The following is an 18,984-nucleotide window of genomic DNA, read 5'->3' as shown; positions in this document are numbered from 1 at the left end:
GGGGGCGCGCCGCCCCCCCCCCCCCCCCGCCCCCCCCCGCCCCGCCCCCCCGCCCCCCCCCCCCCCCCCCCCCCCCCCCCCCCCCCCCCCCCCCCCCCCCCCCCCCCCCCCCCCCCCCCCCCCCACGAACGGGCCGTCGTGTACGCGGCACCCCTGCTGCTCGTCAAGGAGGACCTCGGGCTCACCCTGGCCGCGCTCGGCGGGTACCTGGTGTGGCGCGGGCGGCGCACGCTCGGGTTCGCCGCGCTGCTGGGCGGGGTCCTCGGCACCCTCGTCATCACCAAGCTGGTGCTGCCCGCGCTGAACTCCTCGGGAACGTACGCCTACGGGGAGTACGTCTCCGAAGGCGGCCGGGGATCCCTGCTCATGACCCTCCTCGCCGCCCCGCTCGACGCCCTGCGCCCCGAGGTCAAGGCCGTCACCCTGGTCCTCGTCCTCGCGCCGACCGCCCTGCTGGCGCTCCGGTCGCCGATCGCCCTGCTCGCGCTGCCCACCCTGGGCTGGCGGCTGCTGTCGCAGCACCCGTACCACTGGGAGACCGCGTTCCACTACAGCGCGGTCCTCATGCCGATCGTGTTCGCCGCCGCGATCGACGCCCTCACGCCCTACGGCCGGTTCGGCCCGTTCTCCCCGAGCGGCGCCAAGGACAACCCCCTCGCCGCCCGCCACCTGCGCGCCTCGCTCGCCACCGTCCTCGCCGTCACCCTCGTCCTGCTCCCCTCCTTCCCCTTCGGCCTGGTCCTGCGCAAGGACACCTGGCGCACCCCCGACCACGTCCGGGCCGCCCGCGCGCTGCTCGACCGCATCCCCGACGGGGCCACCGTCGCCGCCTCCAACCGGCTCGTCCCGCAGCTCGTCTCCCGGACGACCGTCGTCCTCTTCCCCGGCTATCCGATCCCCGGGCGGCTGTACGACACCGAGGGCACGCCCCCGCCGCCCACGAGCGAGTGGATCCTGCACGACAGCCGCCCTCATCCGGCCTGGCCGCTGCCCGACGGGCACTGGCCGTACCCGCTCCACCGCCAGCAGCAGGAGCTGGCACGGGCACAGAAGACGTACGGATACCGGGTCGTCGCCACGGCCGACGGGCTCACCCTCCTGCACCGGGAGGGGCCCCTCGCACGGGGCGCCGCAGAAACGTCAATCCGGTGAACTGGGCGACACCCCCGACGGGGGAAACCCGAAGGGCCCGTTTCCGCCCCTGAAAGTGCCTCCGATGCCATACGCCGCAAGGGATTCACCACCTTGCACCGTGCACAGTGTCGACTTCGGAGAGTAATTGATTCGCGTCCTGGTGGGCAGCATCACTTACGAAGGGTTATGGTGGAAACCCCCCCTCGGGCCGGTCCGTATCCCCCCCACGGACCGGCCCGTTTTTTGTCTCCGTGACCTCAGGGGTCGCGTCAGCCCCGTCCGGCCCAGATGTTCGTGCCGGGGGTCGAGACCGCGAAGGAGTCGATCTCCTTCAGCTCCGCGTCGGTCAGCTTCGGAGCCCCGAGCGCCGCCACGTTCTCCTCCAGCTGCTGCACGCTGGACGCCCCGATGAGCGCCGACGTCATCCGCTCGTCCCGCAGCACCCACGACAGCGCGAGCTGCGCCAGCGACTGACCGCGCCGGGACGCGATGTCGTTCAGCCCGTTGAGCCGGCGCACGACCTCGTCGCTCAGCAGGTCGGGGTCGAGCGACTTGCCCTGGGTGGCGCGCGAACCCTCCGGGATGCCCTTGAGGTACTTGTTCGTCAGCAGGCCCTGGGCGAGCGGCACGAAGGAGATGCAGCCCATGCCCGCCTCCTCCAGGGTGTCGAGCAGGCCGTCGTCCTCCGTCCAGCGGTTGATCATCGAGTACGACGGCTGGTGGATGAGCGGGCGCACGCCCATCTCCCGCAGCAGGCGCGCCGCTTCGGCGGTCTGCTCGCTGTTGTACGAGGAGACGCCGACGTACAGCGCCTTGCCCTGCTGGACGGCGGACGCCAGCGCGCCCATCGTCTCCTCCAGCGGGGTGTCCGGGTCGAAGCGGTGCGAGTAGAAGATGTCGACGTAGTCCAGGCCCATCCGGTTCAGGGACGCGTCCAGCGACGACAGCAGGTACTTGCGCGAGCCCCACTCGCCGTACGGGCCGGGGTGCATCCCGTAGCCCGCCTTCGTGGAGACGATCAGCTCGTCGCGGTACGGGGCGAAGTCCTGCGCGAAGATCTTGCCGAAGTTGGACTCGGCGGAGCCGGGCGGCGGACCGTAGTTGTTCGCCAGGTCGAAGTGGGTCACCCCGAGGTCGAAGGCGCGGCGCAGGATCGCGCGCTGCGAGTCGAGGGAGCGGTCGTCGCCGAAGTTGTGCCACAGCCCGAGGGAGACGGCCGGGAGCTTCAGGCCGCTGCGGCCCGAGCGGCGGTACTCCATCGTGTCGTAACGGTCGTCGGACGCGCGGTAATGCAGGGAATCGTCAGTCACGGTTCCCCTCCCTATCACGGACCTACTTGTGACAGACCGGGTTGGGACGGTGTGGTGCGTGCGCAGTAGTGTGACCCGCTCGGGGCCACGGCAGACCGCAGACTTCCGGGCCCCGGGGAACACGAGAGGGTGGAACCGCTGTGAACCTGCGCGACCTGGTGTATCGGCTCTACGCACGCCGGGTGGAAGGCCGCCTCGACCACGCCCAGGTGCCCAAGCACATCGGCGTCATCCTCGACGGCAACAGACGCTGGGCGAAGGCGGCGGGCGGTACCACCGAGCAGGGCCACAAGGCCGGCGCCAGCAAGATCCAGGAACTGCTGGGCTGGTGCGCGGAGACCGACGTCGAGGTCGTCACGCTCTGGATGCTGTCGACGGAGAACCTGGACCGCCCCGAGGCCGAGCTGACGCCGCTGCTGTCCATCATCGAGGGCGCCGTGCGCGACCTCGCCGCCGACGGGCGCTGGCGCGTCCACCACGTCGGCACGATGGACATCCTCCCCGCCCGAACGCAGGGTGTCCTGAAGGAGGCCGAGCAGTCGACGTCGGGCAACAAGGGAATACTGGTCAACGTCGCCGTCGGCTACGGCGGGCGCCAGGAGATCGCCGACGCGGTCCGCTCGCTGCTCCTCGAACACGCCGAGAAGGGCACCTCCTTCGAGGAGCTCGCGGAGATCGTCGACGTCGAGCACATCTCCGAGCACCTCTACACGCGCGGCCAGCCCGACCCGGATCTGGTCATCCGCACCAGTGGTGAGCAGCGGTTGTCCGGATTCATGCTGTGGCAGAGCGCCCACTCGGAGTACTACTTCTGCGAAGTCTTCTGGCCCGCCTTCCGCAAGGTCGACTTCCTGCGCGCCCTGCGCGACTACGCGGCCAGGCACCGGCGTTACGGTTCCTGACCGCACCCCGTACCCCCTCCTCGTACCGAATACGCGTCATTCGTCCTGGCCATGACCAGGTATGGCGGCGCGTGTTCGAGGGAATACCCCTTCCAGGTCGGCGTCCGGACCACGGGCGCCGAATCTTGAAGTGGGCGACTGGATGTCGCCCGCCCGGGAGGCCCTTTGCACCAGGACGCTCGCGCCCCAAGAAGCGCAGGCGACGTGGAGGGCCGGTTCTCGGCCCGCGCACCGTGGCCGAGTCCGGTCCCTCCGCCCGCGACGTCGTCGCACCCCAACCTCAGTACGAGGGGGTACGTCCTTCCGTGGTGAACAGCTCTAAGCGCCGCCTTCCCGACAGGCGCACCTACGTTCTCGACACCAGCGTCCTGCTGGCCGACCCCAGCTCCATGACCCGGTTCGAGGAGCACGAAGTCGTGCTGCCGATCGTGGTCATCACCGAACTGGAGGCCAAGCGGCACCATCCGGAACTCGGTTACTTCGCCCGGCAGGCCCTGCGCATGCTGGACGAGTACCGCATCCGGCACGGTCGCCTCGACGCCCCGATCCCGATCGGGGACCTCGGCGGGACGGTGCGGGTCGAACTCAACCACTCCGATCCCGGCGTTCTGCCCGCCGGTTACCGGTTGGGGGACAACGACTCACGGATTCTCGCCGTCGCACGCAATCTCCAGGCCGAGGGGTACGACGTCACGGTCGTCTCCAAGGACCTGCCGCTGCGCATCAAGGCCTCCTCGGTGGGCCTCCTCGCGGAGGAGTACCGCGCCGAACTGGCCATCACCGACTCCGGCTGGACCGGAATGTCCGAACTGACCCTGGAGGCCGATCAGGTCGACCTGCTCTTCACCGAGGAGCGGGTGTACGTCCCCGAGGCCGCCGACCTGCCCGTGCACACCGGGCTCGTGCTCCAGTCGGAGCGCGGCAAGGCGCTGGGCCGCGTCACGGCGGACGGCAACGTCCGTCTCGTACGCGGAGACAGGGGAGCGTTCGGCATCCACGGCCGCAGCGCGGAGCAGCGGATCGCGCTGGACCTGCTGCTGGACCCCGAGGTCGGCATCGTGTCGCTCGGCGGGCGGGCCGGCACCGGCAAGTCCGCGCTGGCGCTGTGCGCGGGCCTGGAGGCCGTACTGGAGCGCCAGGAGCACAAGAAGGTGATGGTCTTCCGGCCGCTGTACGCGGTCGGCGGGCAGGAGCTGGGATACCTCCCCGGCTCCGAGTCCGAGAAGATGTCGCCGTGGGCGCAGGCCGTCTTCGACACCCTCTCCGCGGTCGCGGGCAAGGAGGTCATCGAGGAGGTGCTCGGGCGCGGGATGCTGGAGGTCCTGCCGCTCACCCACATCCGGGGCCGCTCGCTGCACGACGCGTTCGTGATCGTGGACGAGGCCCAGTCCCTGGAGCGGAACGTCCTGCTGACGGTGCTGTCCCGGATCGGGGCGAATTCACGGGTGGTGCTCACCCATGACGTCGCCCAGCGGGACAACCTGAGGGTCGGCCGGTACGACGGAGTGGTCGCCGTCGTCGAGAAGCTGAAGGGCCATCCGCTCTTCGCGCACGTCACGCTCACCCGCTCCGAGCGCTCGCAGATCGCGGCGCTGGTGACCGAAATGCTGGAGGACGGTCAGATCTGACCCAAGTGTCCCTCTGCACAGGTGAGTTGGCGCCGCCCGGCGGGCCCCGCGGAAAGCGGGTGATCCTAGCCGGGCGGCGCTGTGCCGCGCCGGGGGTTCCACAAATCCCCTGCCCCGAAACCAGTGTGACCTTTCACACGTACTGAAGAATTGATTGTCCGCCTGATCTTCCGGCAGAGTCTTGCTTCCGTCAGGCCCCGCATACGGCACAGCCGCACCTCCAGAGGTGCAACACCACACAAATCAACAGACTTCGCCGTATGCCGCCCGAGTAACACGGAGCACTCCCCAGGGAGTTGCCCACCGGGTCCGTACCTCCCGTGACACAGCACGTAGGGAGGACAGCGCCAGGGGTGCGATTGCGTCCGCGAGGGTCACCGGCCGGACGCTGCTGGAAGGAAACCGTGTGAGCCGGATTTCGGTTCGGGGATTCGCAGTGGCCTCCGCCACCGCGGTCACCACAGTCGGCGCCGTCGTGGGCGTCGCATCGGGCGACCCGCAGTCGTCGAGCGACAACAACTTCGAGGCAGCCGCCGCCGACACGACTCTCCTCGCGGACATCCCCGTCGGCCAGCAGGCGCAGGTGGCCTCCGCCGCCGTCGCGCAGCAGGCGGACGTGCAGGCCGCCGCCGCCGACGAAGCCGCCAAGACGCAGGCCGAGCAGTCCGCCCGCATCAAGGCCGCCTCCGACGCCAAGGCCAAGAAGCAGAAGGCCGACGACGCCAAGGCCGCCAAGGAGAAGGCCGAGAAGGAGGCGAAGGAGCGCGAGCAGAACGAGGACGTCGCGAGCCGTTCCGCCTCCCGCGACGCCTCCTCCTTCGAGCAGCAGTCGTCGTACTCCGTCGCCGAGGTCAAGGCCATCGCCCGGCAGATCGTGCCGGCCGGCCAGTACCAGTGCTTCAGCAACATCGTGGAGCGCGAGTCGACCTGGAACTACCAGGCGACGAACCCGTCCTCGGGCGCCTACGGTCTGGTCCAGTCGTACCCGGGCAGCAAGATGTCCTCGGTCGGCGCCGACTGGCGCACCAACCCGGCCACCCAGATCCAGTGGGGCCTGAACTACATGAACCAGCGGTACGGCAGCCCGTGCGACGCCTGGAACTTCTGGCAGGCCAACCACTCGTACTAAGAGTCGTGATCCCGGGTACACGTCGGCTCGGGCACTGAACTTCGCGGAGCCCCCCACCGTCCTACGGTGGGGGGCTTCGCACGTGTACGGTCGGGTCCGTCAACTCCGGGGGGAGTCGTGGGGGGAAGAGGAAACAACATGTCGAAGACACCAGGATGGCTCGGCGGCCTCGGAGCCAAGCTGACCCACATGGGAGAGCGCCTGGAGGAGCGACGCGCCCAGGCGCAAGCCGATCCCGACGCCGTGGCCGCTCCGGAGGTCGACGTGCCCGATCATGTTCCTCCACCCCCCGACTACGCGCCCGCGGTGGCCGCCAAGCCCGAACCCGCGGCCGCCGTGCCGTGGGGGCTGCGGGTCGCCGCCGAGGCGTCCTGGCGGCTGCTGGTGCTGGCCGCGGTCATCTGGGTGCTCGGACAGATCATCGTCCAGGTGCAGCTGGTCGCCTTCGCCTTCATGGGCTCGCTGCTGATCACCGCGCTGCTCCAGCCGACGGTCTCGCGGCTGCGGAAGATGGGCCTGCCGCGCGGGCTCGCGACCGCCCTCACCGCCATCCTCGGCTTCGTGATCATGGGGCTGATCGGCTGGTTCGTGGTCTGGCAGATCATGGACAACGCCCAGGAGCTCACGGAGAAGGTCCAGAAGGGCATCGAGGACCTCCGCCACTGGCTGCTGAACAGCCCCTTCCACGTCACCGACAAGCAGATCAACGAGATCTCCAAGAACCTCAGTGACGCGATCGGGACCAACGTCCAGGAGATCACCTCCGCCGGACTCCAGGGCGTCACGGTCATCGTCGAGCTGATGACTGGCATGCTGCTCGCGATGTTCTCCACCCTCTTCCTGCTGTACGACGGCAAGAGGGTCTGGGAGTGGACGCTCAAGCTCATCCCCGCCCAGGCGCGTCCGGGCATGGCGGGCGCGGGTCCGCGGGCCTGGCGCACGCTGACCGCCTATGTGCGGGGCACGGTGATAGTGGCCATGATCGACGCCATCTTCATCGGCCTCGGCCTCTTCTTCCTGGACGTCCCGATGGCCGTTCCGCTCGCCGTCGTGATCTTCCTCTTCGCCTTCATCCCGCTGGTCGGCGCGGTGATCTCCGGTGCGCTGGCGTGCGTCGTCGCGCTCGTCGTGCAGGGCCCCTTCGTCGCCCTGATGGCGCTGATCGTGGTGCTGGCCGTGCAGCAGATCGAGGGCCATGTGCTCCAGCCGTTCATCCTGGGCCGCGCGGTGCGGGTGCATCCGCTGGCCGTGGTCCTCTCCGTCGCCGCCGGCGGCCTGATGGCCGGGATCGGCGGTGCGGTGGTGGCGGTGCCGCTGGTGGCGGTGCTCAACACGGCGGTTGGCTACCTGCGCGCCTACTCCCAGGAGAACGCGCTGCGGGCCGCCCCCAAGCCGCACGGGGCCACGGCGCACGCGGTGGCACCGACTCCGGCGCCGGGCGGCGAACCGCCGCTGTCGGAATCCGGGTCGACCGAGGACCGTACGTACGAGAAGGGCAACGGAAACCCCGCGTGATATCCGAGCCGGAGCTGGTCGGCGGACCGGAGGAGGGGCCGCGCCCCGAACTGCTGGACGCCGACGAGGGCCCCACCCTCGGCGAGCGGGTCCGGGCACTGGCCCGGCTGCCGTGGGTGTGGGCGGTCGGCGGGGCCGTCGTCGCGTCGGCGCTGTGGGCGGGCGGGCTGTACGCGTTCCGGGACCAGGGGCCCGACCAGCGCGGTTACCGGATCTCGGCGGAGACCTGCGACAGGGTGCCGCTGAGCGCGATCAGCGGGAAGCTGGGCGAGAGGGACCGCGCCACGGACGCCTTCGACCGGTCCGACGACCCGGCCTTCCGCAGGACCGAGTGCCACATGGGCCTGAAGTCGAGCGGGGCGCGCACCGCGGGCAGGGTGACGACGTACGCGGCCGAGCTGCTGGTCGAGGAACACCTGAAGACCGATCCGGGACCGGAACTGGGGGCCCGGCTCACCTCGGGCCGGTACGGCCTCGACGACCCCGTGGTGTCCCCGGTGGCCGGGCTGGGCGACCGGGCCTTCCTCGTGCGGGCCCCGGAGCACGGCTACGTCGAGGCGGACGTGCGCCTGGTGGTCCAGGACGGGGGCGTGGTCCTCACGCTGTCGGTCACCGGGAACGTCGACCTCAACAGCGACTCACCGGACCCGGTGGACCCGAAGGAGCTCAACCCGGACTACACGGGGGTGCCGAAGCTGATGGAGAGTGACATGCGGGAGCTGATGGCGGTGCTCAAGAAGTAGCGGTACGCGTGAAGGGGCCCACCGGCAGCGATGCCGGTGGGCCCCTTCACGTAACGCGTACTACTCGGCGAGCACGGCCTCGGAGTCGAGGGTGACGCCGACCGCCTGGATGACCGCGGCGATCTTCACGGCCTCCTGGATGGTCTCGCGGGAGACGTCCGCCTTGCGCAGGACCTGCTCGTGCGAGTCCAGGCACTGGCCGCAGCCGTTGATCGCGGAGACCGCGAGGGACCACAGCTCGAAGTCGACCTTCTCGACACCCGGGTTGCCGATGACGTTCATCCGCAGGCCCGCGCGCAGCGTCCCGTACTCCGGGTCGGAGAGCAGGTGGCGCGTGCGATAGAAGACGTTGTTCATCGCCATGATCGCGGCGGCGGACTTGGCCGCCGTGTACGCCTCGGCGGAGAGGTTCGCCTTCGCCTCGGGCTCCAGCTCGCGCAGCACCTTCGGCGAGCGCGAGGCGATCGCGCAGGCCAGCACGGTGCCCCACAGCTGCTGCTGCGGGAGGTCGCTGTTGCCGATGACCGAGCCCAGGTTCAGGCGCAGGTCCTTGGCGTAGTCCGGGACGGCGGACTTCAGTTCGTCGAGTGCCATGTCAGAAAAATCCGTTCAGTGGTCCGTACGGTCGGGCTGTCGATCGGGGTTCTTACTCGCCCGAGAGCAGCGCGACCGGGTCCAGGGTGTTCTCGCCCTTGGTCCAGTTGCACGGGCACAGCTCGTCCGTCTGGAGCGCGTCGAGGACCCGGAGGACCTCCTTCGGGTTACGGCCCACGGAACCGGCGGTCACCATCGTGAACTGGATCTCGTTGTTCGGGTCGACGATGAAGACGGCGCGCTGCGCGAAGCCGTCCTCGCCCTCGATGCCGAGGTCACGCATGAGCTCGTGCTTCGAGTCGGCCAGCATCGGGAAAGGCAGGTCGGTCAGGTCCGGGTGGTCCTTGCGCCAGGCGTGGTGCACGAACTCGGAGTCGCCGGAGAAGCCGAGGATCTGGGCGTCGCGGTCCGCGAACTCCTCGTTCAGCTTGCCGAACGCGGCGATCTCGGTCGGGCAGACGAAGGTGAAGTCCTTGGGCCACGCGAAGACGACGCGCCACTTGCCCTCGTAGGACTTGTGGTTGATCTGCTCGAACTCCTTGCCGGACTCCAGGGAGACACAGGCGGTGAGGTCGTACGTGGGGAACTGGTCACCAACAGTGAGCACGCGCGCTCCTTGCTACATCGGGAAAGTCCCTTTTCAGGGGTTTCCTGTGGGGGTGGACGGATCCCCAGAGTGACACAAGAGGTATTGATAGCGGAAATAGCTAGACTTGCTCGTACCGATCGGAGGTGGCTATCAGTGGCCGTAGTAAATAGGGGCAAGCAGCCCAGCCTGGCCCAGCTCCGTGCCTTCGTGGCGGTCGCCGAGCATCTGCACTTCCGTGACGCGGCGGGCGCGCTCGGCATGAGCCAGCCCGCGCTGTCCGGCGCGGTCTCGTCCCTGGAGGAGGCCCTCGGGGTCCAACTCGTCGAGCGTACGACCCGCAAGGTGCTGCTCTCGGCGGCGGGGGAGCGGCTGGCGGTGCGGGCCCGGGTGGTGCTGGAGGCGGTGGGCGAGCTCCTTGAGGAGGCGGAGGCGGTACGGGCGCCCTTCACGGGAGTGCTGCGGCTCGGGGTGATCCCCACGGTCGCGCCGTACCTGCTGCCGACGGTCCTGCGCCTCGTCCACGACGCCTACCCCTCCCTGGACCTCCAGGTCCACGAGGAGCAGACCTCCTCGCTGGTGGACGGCCTCGCGGCCGGCCGCCTGGACCTGCTCCTGCTCGCGGTGCCGCTCGGGGTGCCCGGAGTGGTCGAACTCCCGCTCTTCGACGAGGACTTCGTCCTGGTCATGCCGGACGAGCACTGGCTCGCCGGGCGCGACGACATCCCCCGGGAGGCCCTGCGCGAGCTGCACCTGCTCCTCCTGGACGAGGGCCACTGCCTGCGCGACCAGGCGCTGGACGTGTGCCGGGAGGCGGGGCGGGAGGAGGGCGGCCCGGTGACGACGACCGCCGCGGGCCTCTCCACACTGGTCCAACTGGTGGCCGGGGGCCTCGGGGTGACACTGCTGCCGCGGACGGCGGTGCAGGTGGAGGCGGGCCGCAACCCGGCCCTGGTCACGGGCTACTTCGCGGACCCGGCCCCTTCGCGCCGTATCGCCCTGGCCATGCGGGCGGGGACCGCGCGGGCCGAGGAATTCGGCGAGTTCGCGGGGGCGCTGAGGGGGGCGCTGGAGGGGCTGCCGGTACGGATGGCGTAGACGCGCCGTCGAGGGCGCGGGGCTGCGCTACACGTGCGGCTCCGCCCCTCCAGGGGCGCGGGGAACTGCGCGACCAGCCACGACGCTCCCGCACGGGAACCGCGCAATGGCCGCGCGGCGAGCGCTTTAGGGAAAGGGGCGGGTCCGGGGCCTCTCTGCCTGAGCCGGGCGGGGCTGATGTGTCCGGTACGGGGGCGGGCCGGGCCCCTTTGGACGTGCGCCCGGCGCAGGTGCTGGGCCAGGGGCGGCGCCGGGGTGGGCCGGGAGCGGGAGGGGCCGCCCCCTTGCCCGCCCGTCCCGCCCCCGGGGGGCGGCCCCGCCGCCCAAGGGGGCTAGGGGGAAGCAGGGGGAGGGCGGCCCCGCCGCCTAAGGGGGCTACGGGAAGAGGCAGGAGGGCGGGCCCGCCGCCGAAAGGGGGCTGGGGGAAGAGTGGCGGAGCCCAAGGGGGGCCGGGGCGGAGCCCAAGGGGCTCGGGGTGGAGCGCGAGGGGGCGAGGGGGAGTCCCCGGCAGGAGGGGCGGTCACCCGCCCGACCGTGCCGCAGCCCCGCCCGACCGTGCCGGAGCCCCCTTACTCCGTGCGGAGCCCCTCCGGCCGCATCAGGCGCCACAGCGCCGGCATGCTCAGCAGCGTGACGAGGAGGACAACCCCCGCCCCCAGCCCCGACATCGCCCCGATGGCCCCCCAGTCGACCCCGACCCGGAACCCCGTCATCATCAGCAGCACCGCCCCCAGCCCGTACCCGACCCCGATCGCGAGCAACAGCCCGAGACCGACCGGCAGTGCCGTCTGCCACAGCACCGACCACCCCAGCGTCGAGCGCTTCGTGCCGAAGGCGACCAGTGACGCCAACAGCTTGCGCCGCTCGCGCAGTTGCTCCAGCTGGGAGACCAGCAGGCTCGCCCCGATCAGCAGCAGCACACACGTGGCACCGGCGATCACGCCGCGCCGGACCTGGAGGTAACGGTGGTCGATCTGCTGGTCGACCAGCCCCCAGGCCTGCACCATCGGGTCGGCCGCCGCCGCGGCGTTGCGCACGTGCTCGGCGACGTTCGGCACCCCGAGGTCCAGCTTCAGCCGGAAGCGGTGGTCGTACAGGGCGGCGGCCGCCGCGGGCATCGCCCCGGGCGTGACGAGGACGTCGCCGATCTCGTACCGCTGCTTCCTGGGCTTGACCGTCACGCTCGGCATGCCGCTCGGCAGTGTCCACGGCACGTCCCGCCGGGCCTCCCCGGGGTTGGCCGGGGCGAGGAAGTACGTCTTCCCGGGGGTCAAGCCCTCCAGCTTGCTGTCCCGGGCCAGGAACGCGTCCCCGTCCTTGCACGACGGCAGTTCCGCGATCGTGCGCAGCGCGGCGCAGTCGGCCACGGTCACTTCGCTGTAGTTTTCGGCCCCGGAGGGTTTGTCGCCCAGGCCGACCCTCACGTAGGCGAGCATCTCCTCGACGCCCGCGATCCCGGCGATCTCCTTCCTCAGCTCCTCGGCCCTGGGAGCTGCGGGATTGTCCCGGTGCACGACGACGGACATGGTGTTCTTGGTGTCCCCGGTGTCCGAGGTGTACGCCTGGCCCGTCCCGCTCAGCATCATCTGCAGGGCGATCGCACCGGCGACCGCCACGGCGATCCCGTTGACCGCACGTGCCGCCGTGCCGCTGCTCAACTGGAGCCTGCGTACGGCGAGTTGCCAGGACGTGGGCCCGCCGCTGAGGTTCTTCACGACGGCTTCGACGATCCACGGCAGCAAGGCCGTGACGCCGATGAGCAGCAGCGCGGTTCCGGCGATGACCTGGGGTTGGCTGAAGTTGCCCCCCGCGTCACCCCTGCCGATCTGCGGCAGCAGCAACGCCAGCCCACCCACCGGCAGCAGCACCCGCCACCACAGCCTGCGCCGCACCGGCTTGGCCGTGCGGACCACGCCCAGCGGCTCGACCACCACGTTGCGCATCGCCAGCAGCGTCACCAGGACCGCCGCCGCGGGCACCGCCAGGCAGATCAGGACCACCAGCCAGGGCGTGGGTACCAGGTCGGAGGGGAAGACGCTGATCCGCTCCAGGGTGATCAGCCCCGCCAGGGACCGGGCCGCGAAGAACAGTCCGGCGCCCACCACGAGCCCGAAGAGCGAGCCCATGAGCGCCTCGCCCGCGGCGATCCACCGGGTGGTGCGCCCGTCGGCCCCGACCAGCCGCAGTGCCGCGAGCCGGCGGTCGCGCCGCTCGCCCCCGAACCGTACGGCCGTGGCGATGAGCACGGCGACGGGGATCAGCAGTACGACGAAGGCGACCAGGACCAGCAGGGTGAGGATCGGGTCGAAGCCTTCGGGCGGGAAGCCCTGGAAGCGGTTGATCCGGGAGGCCTCGTTGCGCGAGAGGGTGTCGCTGCCCTGGTAGTAGGCGAGTTCGTTGGGTCCGGCCAGGCCCTGGTCGCCGATGACGGCGGTGACGGGCCCGTTCAGGCGCTTCTTCAGGAGGTCGCCGTCGGGGGAGTCCAGGAGTTCCTTCAGCGCGGGCGACACGGCCAGCTCGCCGGGCTTGGGCAGCGCGGTCAGACCGGGCGGCACCGGGGCCTCGGGGCCCTCGGCCCGCAGGACGCGTCCGCGTATCGACAGATCGCGGTAGTCGGACCAGGAGGTGCCGATGAGCAGGGTGTCCCGGCCGGGCTTGTCGAGGCTCTGCGCCCCGACGAACTCGCCGCGGGCGCTGTCGCGGTGGTCGCGGGCGGAGAGCGCGTGCGGGATGGCGGAGGTGACCAGGAGCAGGGTCACGCCGCAGCCGACGCCGATCGCGGTCAGGATCGTACGGATCCAGCCCTCGGGGCCGCCGTTGACGGCGAACCGGGCGCCCAGGCGCAGGTCGCTGAATGCGCTCATCCGGTGAACTCCAGGGTCAGGTCGCGGGACTTGCCGTCGCGTACGACGACCTCGCGGTCGGAGTAGGCGGCGACGCGGGCCTCGTGGGTGACCAGGACGACCGCGGCGTTGGTGGAGCGGGCGGCCTCGGTGAGGAGCTCCATGACACGTTCGCCGTTGAGGGAGTCCAGGGCGCCGGTGGGCTCGTCCGCGAAGATCACCCGGGGGCCGCCCACCAGGGCGCGGGCGACGGCGACGCGCTGGCCCTGGCCGCCGGAGACCTCGCCGGGGCGCTGGGCGGCGACGGTGTCGACCTCCAGGCGCTCCAGCCAGGACCGGGCGGTGCGCTCGGCGTCCTTGCGCTTGACGCCGTTCAGGCGCAGCGGCAGCGCGACGTTCTCCACGCAGGTGAGTTCCGGGACGAGCTGGCCGAACTGGAAGACAAAGCCGAAGTCGCTGCGGCGCAGGGCGCTGCGCTCGCGATCGGCCATGGCGGAGAGGGTGCGGTTGTCGTACGTGATGATCCCGGAGTCGGGGGTCACGATCCCGGCGAGGCAGTGCAGCAGGGTCGACTTGCCGGACCCGGAGGGGCCCATGACGGCGACGACCTCGCCGGGGTGGATGGAGAAGGACGCGTCGTCGAGCGCGGGGGTGGAGCCGTAGGTCTTGTGCAGGCCGGTGGCGGTGAGCAGGGACCCGGGCGGTGCGGCGGGCGAGGCGGATGCGGCGGGGCTCATCGGCGTACCTCCGCGGCGAGGCGTTCCAGGCGGGCGGCGGTCAGTTCCAGCCAGCGCAGGTCGGCTTCCAGGTGGAACAGGGCGTGGTCGCAGATCAGCTGGTCGGCGAGGTCGCCGCGGCGCTTGCGCTCGGTGAGGCCGCGCATCAGCCGCAGGTGCTCCGCGCGCTGCGTGTCGAGCAGCCGGTCGGCCGGGCGGCCGGTCAGCAGGGCCAGCACGACCTTCGTGTAGAGGGTCGACTGGAGGTAGGGCTCGGGCTTCTCGGGGCTCGCGAGCCACTGTTCGACGTCCGTGATCCCGGCGTCGGTGATCGCGTACGTCTTGCGGTCGGGGCCGTTGCCGGACACGGCGGCGTCGACCTCGACGAGACCGTTCTTCAGCAGGCGGGACATCGTCGCGTACACCTGCCCGTAGGCGAGGGGGCGGTCGTGCCCGAACTTCTCGTCGAAGGTGCGCTTCAGGTCGTACCCATGGCGGGGGCCGGCCTCCAGGAGGCCGAGCAGGGTGTGGCTGATGGACATGCCCAGGACTATACACACCGCGTATACGCGGTGTGTATAGCCGGGGAAAGAGAGGTGGGAGGCGGTCGGGGACCGCCTCCCACCTGCTATTTCTCTTCCGGCTCGGGCTTTTCCTTCGGAGGGCGCCCCCGGCGCGGGATCGGGCCCGTGTGCTTCGGCAGCCGTCCCGCGTCCAGGAGGGACGTGCGGAGCAGGAACTCGATCTGCGCGTTCGCGCTGCGCAGTTCGTCCGCCGCCCAGCGGGCCAGGGCGTCGTACACCTTGGGGTCCAGCCGCAGCAGCACCTGCTTGCGGGCCTCGCGCCGGGGCCCGGGCGAGGGCTCGGGCTCCTCCTCGGTCACTGGTACAGGGAGCCCGTGTTGATGACCGGCTGGGTGGCCCGGTCGCCGCAGAGCACCACCAGCAGGTTGCTCACCATGGACGCCTTGCGCTCCTCGTCCAGCTCCACGATGTCCTGCTCGGAGATCCGGGCCAGCGCCTGCTCGACCATGCCGACCGCGCCGTCCACGATCAGCTTGCGGGCGGCGACCACCGCACCCGCCTGCTGCCGCTGGAGCATCGCGGAGGCGATCTCCGGGGCGTACGCGAGGTGGGTGAAGCGGGACTCGATAATGTGCACCCCGGCCGCCTCGACGCGGGCGTGCAGCTCGACCGCCAGCTTCTCGGTGATCTCGTCGGCGTTGCCGCGCAGCGAGAGGCCCTCCTCCTCGTGGGAGTCGTACGGGTACTCGATGGCGATGTGCCGCACGGCCGCCTCGGTCTGTGTGGAGACGAACTCCAGGAAGTTGTCCACCTCGAAGGAGGCCTGCGCGGTGTCCTCGACCTTCCACACCACGACGGCGGCCAGCTCGATCGGGTTGCCGTACGCGTCGTTGACCTTCAGCACCGCGGTCTCGTGGTTGCGGACCCGGGTGGAGATCTTGTGGCGGGTGGTCAGCGGGTTCACCCAGCGCAGACCGTCCGTGCGGATGGTGCCCCGGTAGCGGCCGAAGAGCTGGACCACGCGGGCCTCGCCGGGCGCGACCATGTTCAGCCCGCTCATGGCGAGGACCGAGGCGATGAAGAGCAGGACGCCGACGATGATCAGCGCCGCCTTCGCACCGGCGCCGGCGGCGACCGCCGCGCCCAGCGCGACGAGTCCGGCGGAGGCCAGGACGCCGAGGAGGCCCAGCAGGAGCGCGAGGCCGCCCGCGATGCTGTGCGCCGCGAACTCGGTGACGCGGGGGGCGGGCATTTCGGGCAGGTCGCCGGGTGTGTTGTCGGAGGGGGTGTGGGTGGCAGTGGTCATCGCGGTCCCCGTTTCTGTGCGCGGTCGGCTCGGCACCGTACGAACGGTGTCTAGCAAAGTGATATCACTTTAACGCGTACCAGGGCCGCCGCCAAGGCGTGGGCCCGCACCGTTGTCGGCCCCGCCCCCGGCCGCTTCCGGCCGTGGCCCGGCACCGCTTCCGGCCTCAATTCGGATTCACTTCCTCAACTTCTTCCTCAGCTGGCAACCTTTGGGCACGCTTGTTCGTCGGTTCCCTAGGGGGAGGTGCTGATTGTCACGTCCATAAAAGATGCGATCGGCCCCTATTTGTCCTTTCCGGCGGTGTTAGCTTTCTGAGCTGATCCGGCGAATGTCCGGTGAGTGTGGCGAGTGACGACTGAGATACGGAGCGACTGACCCATGGGTCGAGCGGATGAGCGCAGGGCCCGGCAATCCGGCGGTTCCCGCCGGGCGCGGGGCGCTCCCGGGAAGAAGGGCATACGCCGCTTCTTCACCTGGAAGAAGATGCTGGGCACGTTCTTCGGGCTCTGCCTGTTGGGCATGGGAGCCTTCATCGCCCTGTACATGGCGATCGACATTCCGGCGGGCAACGCCTCGGCGATGCGGCAGAGCAACGTCTACAAGTACAGCGACGGCACGATCCTCGCCCGCACCGGCAACGCGGGCGACTACGCCCGCGAGAACGTCTCCCTGGACAACATCCCGAAGAAGGTCCAGCGGACCTTCGTCGCCGCCGAGAACATGTCGTTCTACGACGACCACGGCATCGACTTCAGGGGCACCGCCCGCGGTCTGCTCAACACCTTCTCCGGCAAGGGCAAGCAGGGTGGTTCGACCATCACCCAGCAGTACGTCAAGAACTACTACCTCACGCCCGAGCAGACGGTCACCCGCAAGCTCAAGGAACTGGTCATCTCCCTGAAGGTGGACCAGAAGTACGACAAGGACTTCATCCTCCTCGGGTACATCAACACCAGTTACTACGGGCGCGGGGCCGCCGGAATCCAGGCCGCCGCCCAGGCGTACTACCGCAAGGACGCCTCCAAGCTCACCGTCGAGGAGGGCGCCTACCTGGCCGCCCTGCTCCAGGCGCCCAGCAGCTACGACGTCCTCAACGCGACCCCGACGAACAAGAAGCTCGTCATGGACCGCTGGAACTACGTCCTGGACAACATGGTCAAGATGGGCGAGCTCCCGCAGGCCGACCGGGCGAAGATGACGTTCCCGATGCCCAAGCCCGTCCAGCCCAACCGGGGCATGAAGGGCCAGACCGGCTACCTGGTCGAGGCGGCCGAGCAGCAGCTCAAGGTGCGCGAGAAGCTCAGCGACGAGGAACTCGCCGCCGGCGGCTGGACGATCACGCTCAACATCGACAAGAAGCGCCAGAAGGACCTGGAGAAGGCGGTCGACCGCCAGCTGGAGTCCAAGCTGGACCGCAAGAGCAAGAAGAAGGTCGACCGCAACGTCCAGGCGGGCGCGACCTCCATCAACCCGAAGACCGGCGCGGTGGTCGCCCTCTACGGCGGCGCGGACTACCTCAAGCACCAGATCAGCAATGCCACCCGCGTCGACTACCAGCCCGCTTCGACCTTCAAGCCCGCCGTGTTCGCGGCCGCGCTGGAGAACGGGTCGGAGACGCAGGACGGCGAGAAGATCACCGCCAACACGATCTACAGCGGCAAGAGCCGCCGCCCGGTCGTCGGCGAGGGGGGCGGCGGGTACAACCCGCAGAACGAGGACGACGAGTCGTACGGCGACATCGACGTCCAGGAGGCCACCGACAAGTCGGTCAACTCCGTCTTCGCGCAGATGATCGTGGACGTCGGCGCGGACCGCGTCAAGGACACCGCGATCAGGCTGGGCATGAAGGACCGCGGCGACTTCGGCGCCAGCCCCGCCATGGCGCTGGGCACCATGAGGGCCAACACCATGGACATGGCGTCGATGTACGCCTCGCTGGCGGCCCACGGCAAGAAGGTCACCGCGTCCATCGTCAAGACGGCCGAGCACAAGGACCGCGAGACCATCACCCCGAGCGGCTTCGCGGACGGCGAGGGCATCAGCCGCCAGTCCGCCGACACGGTGACCTCCGTCCTGGAGCACGTCGTCCAGGAGGGCACCGGCAAGGCCGTCAGGAGCGGCGACTACCACGCGGCGGGCAAGACCGGTACCTCCGAGAACAACCGCAGCGCCTGGTTCGCGGGCTACACCCCGGAGCTGGCCACCGCGGTCGGCATCTTCGGCGAGAACGCCGACAAGCCCGGCCAGACCACCCTCACCGGCGCCGCGGGCGGCGGCCGGATGAACGGCTCCAGCTTCCCGGCACGGATCTGGGCGGACTACACCCTCGACGCGCTCAACGGCGGCTCGGACACCAAGTTCGACCTGGAGATCAAGGAGGGTGCGGGCTGGGAGCCGCCGCCCCCGCCGCCGCCGAAGGAGACCAAGCCGCCGGAGACCAAGGCCCCGGAGAAGCCCGAGGAGCCCAAGGACCCGGAGCACACCCCCGACCCCGGCCAGAACCAGGGTCAGGACCAGGGGCAGGCCAACCAGGGGCAGAACCAGGGCGGCGACAACCAGGGCCAGGACCAGGGTGGTCAGAACCAGGGTCAGGACCAGGGCCAGGCCAACCAGGGGCAGAACCAGGGCGGCGACAACCAGGGCCAGAACCAGGGCGGCAACAACCAGGGCCAGGCCAACGGCGGAGGCGACAACCAGGGCCAGACCGGCGGCGGAGGCGACCACCAGGGCCAGACCCAGGGCGGCAACAACCAGGGTCAGGCCAACGGGGGCGACGACGGCCAATGGGGCTAGCCCCCTTCCCGGTCCCTTCCGGCCCGTGAACGGCGGCGGGCCCCCCCCCCCTCCCCCCGGGGGGGGGGCCCCCCCCCCCGCGCCGCCGCCCCCCCCCCGCCGGAGCGGGGGAGCCCGCCCCAAACCCCCAGGGCGCCCCCCGCCCCCCCCCCCCCGCCCG

The 18,984-nt window shown here is 70.5% G+C and carries 16 protein-coding genes; 8 read left to right on the top strand and 8 right to left on the bottom strand.

Annotated features, from left to right (window positions below; genetic code table 11):
* Positions 1-138: 138 nt before the first annotated feature.
* Positions 139-1,152 carry a DUF2079 domain-containing protein gene (locus ACIO3O_RS42375; protein WP_401756261.1) on the top strand — a complete coding sequence of 338 codons (1,014 nt, stop codon included), beginning with the start codon at positions 139-141 and terminating at the stop codon, positions 1,150-1,152.
* 251 nt (positions 1,153-1,403) lie between these two features.
* Here the strand turns inward: ACIO3O_RS42375 and mgrA are convergent, their stop codons facing one another.
* Positions 1,404-2,444 (bottom strand): L-glyceraldehyde 3-phosphate reductase, encoded by a 1,041-nt coding sequence (mgrA, locus tag ACIO3O_RS42370; RefSeq protein WP_401756258.1) that lies wholly within the window; start codon positions 2,442-2,444, stop codon positions 1,404-1,406.
* Positions 2,445-2,584: 140 nt separating this feature from the next.
* Between mgrA and ACIO3O_RS42365 the strand changes: the two genes are divergently transcribed.
* The 5 genes from ACIO3O_RS42365 to ACIO3O_RS42345 all read left to right on the top strand — a co-directional run bounded on the left by ACIO3O_RS42365 (position 2,585) and on the right by ACIO3O_RS42345 (position 8,361).
* The gene (locus tag ACIO3O_RS42365) at positions 2,585-3,346 is read left to right on the top strand and encodes an isoprenyl transferase (RefSeq protein WP_189820801.1); all 762 of its coding nucleotides are present in this window, start codon (positions 2,585-2,587) and stop codon (positions 3,344-3,346) included.
* A gap of 305 nt (positions 3,347-3,651) precedes the next feature.
* Positions 3,652-4,974: a PhoH family protein gene (locus tag ACIO3O_RS42360; RefSeq protein WP_401756255.1), complete on the top strand. Its 1,323-nt coding sequence runs from the start codon at positions 3,652-3,654 to the stop codon at positions 4,972-4,974.
* A 388-nt stretch (positions 4,975-5,362) separates the two neighbouring features.
* On the top strand, positions 5,363-6,103 hold the full coding sequence (locus ACIO3O_RS42355; protein ID WP_401756263.1) for a transglycosylase SLT domain-containing protein: 741 nt from the start codon (positions 5,363-5,365) through the stop codon (positions 6,101-6,103).
* Positions 6,104-6,241: 138 nt separating this feature from the next.
* Positions 6,242-7,618 (top strand): AI-2E family transporter, encoded by a 1,377-nt coding sequence (locus tag ACIO3O_RS42350; protein WP_401756252.1) that lies wholly within the window; start codon positions 6,242-6,244, stop codon positions 7,616-7,618.
* Entirely contained in the window at positions 7,615-8,361 is a 747-nt protein-coding gene (locus tag ACIO3O_RS42345) for a hypothetical protein (protein ID WP_401756250.1), read from the top strand. Before ACIO3O_RS42350 ends, ACIO3O_RS42345 begins: the two co-directional genes overlap by 4 nt.
* A 60-nt stretch (positions 8,362-8,421) precedes the next feature.
* Here the strand turns inward: ACIO3O_RS42345 and ACIO3O_RS42340 are convergent, their stop codons facing one another.
* The gene (locus ACIO3O_RS42340; protein WP_401756247.1) at positions 8,422-8,955 is read right to left on the bottom strand and encodes an alkyl hydroperoxide reductase; all 534 of its coding nucleotides are present in this window, start codon (positions 8,953-8,955) and stop codon (positions 8,422-8,424) included.
* 52 nt (positions 8,956-9,007) lie between these two features.
* Positions 9,008-9,562, bottom strand: coding sequence for a peroxiredoxin (locus ACIO3O_RS42335; RefSeq protein WP_345228668.1), 555 nt, complete (start codon positions 9,560-9,562; stop codon positions 9,008-9,010).
* A 135-nt stretch (positions 9,563-9,697) separates the two neighbouring features.
* Between ACIO3O_RS42335 and ACIO3O_RS42330 the strand changes: the two genes are divergently transcribed.
* Positions 9,698-10,639 carry a hydrogen peroxide-inducible genes activator gene (locus tag ACIO3O_RS42330; protein WP_401756244.1) on the top strand — a complete coding sequence of 314 codons (942 nt, stop codon included), beginning with the start codon at positions 9,698-9,700 and terminating at the stop codon, positions 10,637-10,639.
* A 569-nt stretch (positions 10,640-11,208) separates the two neighbouring features.
* Here the strand turns inward: ACIO3O_RS42330 and ACIO3O_RS42325 are convergent.
* The 5 genes from ACIO3O_RS42325 to ACIO3O_RS42305 form a co-directional block, all read right to left on the bottom strand.
* Positions 11,209-13,503 (bottom strand): FtsX-like permease family protein, encoded by a 2,295-nt coding sequence (locus ACIO3O_RS42325; protein ID WP_401756241.1) that lies wholly within the window; start codon positions 13,501-13,503, stop codon positions 11,209-11,211.
* Complete coding sequence (locus tag ACIO3O_RS42320) at positions 13,500-14,219, bottom strand: ABC transporter ATP-binding protein (protein ID WP_401756238.1); 720 nt, start codon at positions 14,217-14,219, stop codon at positions 13,500-13,502. The genes ACIO3O_RS42325 and ACIO3O_RS42320 overlap by 4 nt, the downstream gene beginning before the upstream one ends.
* Complete coding sequence (locus tag ACIO3O_RS42315; protein WP_401756236.1) at positions 14,216-14,740, bottom strand: PadR family transcriptional regulator; 525 nt, start codon at positions 14,738-14,740, stop codon at positions 14,216-14,218. The genes ACIO3O_RS42320 and ACIO3O_RS42315 overlap by 4 nt, the downstream gene beginning before the upstream one ends.
* Before the next feature lie 86 nt (positions 14,741-14,826).
* On the bottom strand, positions 14,827-15,081 hold the full coding sequence (locus tag ACIO3O_RS42310; protein WP_401756233.1) for a hypothetical protein: 255 nt from the start codon (positions 15,079-15,081) through the stop codon (positions 14,827-14,829).
* Complete coding sequence (locus ACIO3O_RS42305; RefSeq protein WP_401756230.1) at positions 15,078-16,028, bottom strand: SPFH domain-containing protein; 951 nt, start codon at positions 16,026-16,028, stop codon at positions 15,078-15,080. The genes ACIO3O_RS42310 and ACIO3O_RS42305 overlap by 4 nt, the downstream gene beginning before the upstream one ends.
* Before the next feature lie 381 nt (positions 16,029-16,409).
* Here ACIO3O_RS42305 and ACIO3O_RS42300 point away from each other — a divergent pair, with 381 nt between their 5' ends.
* The gene (locus ACIO3O_RS42300; RefSeq protein WP_401756227.1) at positions 16,410-18,824 is read left to right on the top strand and encodes a transglycosylase domain-containing protein; all 2,415 of its coding nucleotides are present in this window, start codon (positions 16,410-16,412) and stop codon (positions 18,822-18,824) included.
* The last annotated feature ends 160 nt before the right edge of the window (positions 18,825-18,984 follow it).

It is taken from the genome of Streptomyces sp. NPDC087440 (assembly GCF_044744005.1).
Taxonomy (GTDB): Bacteria; Actinomycetota; Actinomycetes; order Streptomycetales; family Streptomycetaceae; genus Streptomyces.
Note: the sequence above shows the minus strand (reverse complement) of the source record. Positions and strands in the feature narration are given on the sequence as shown.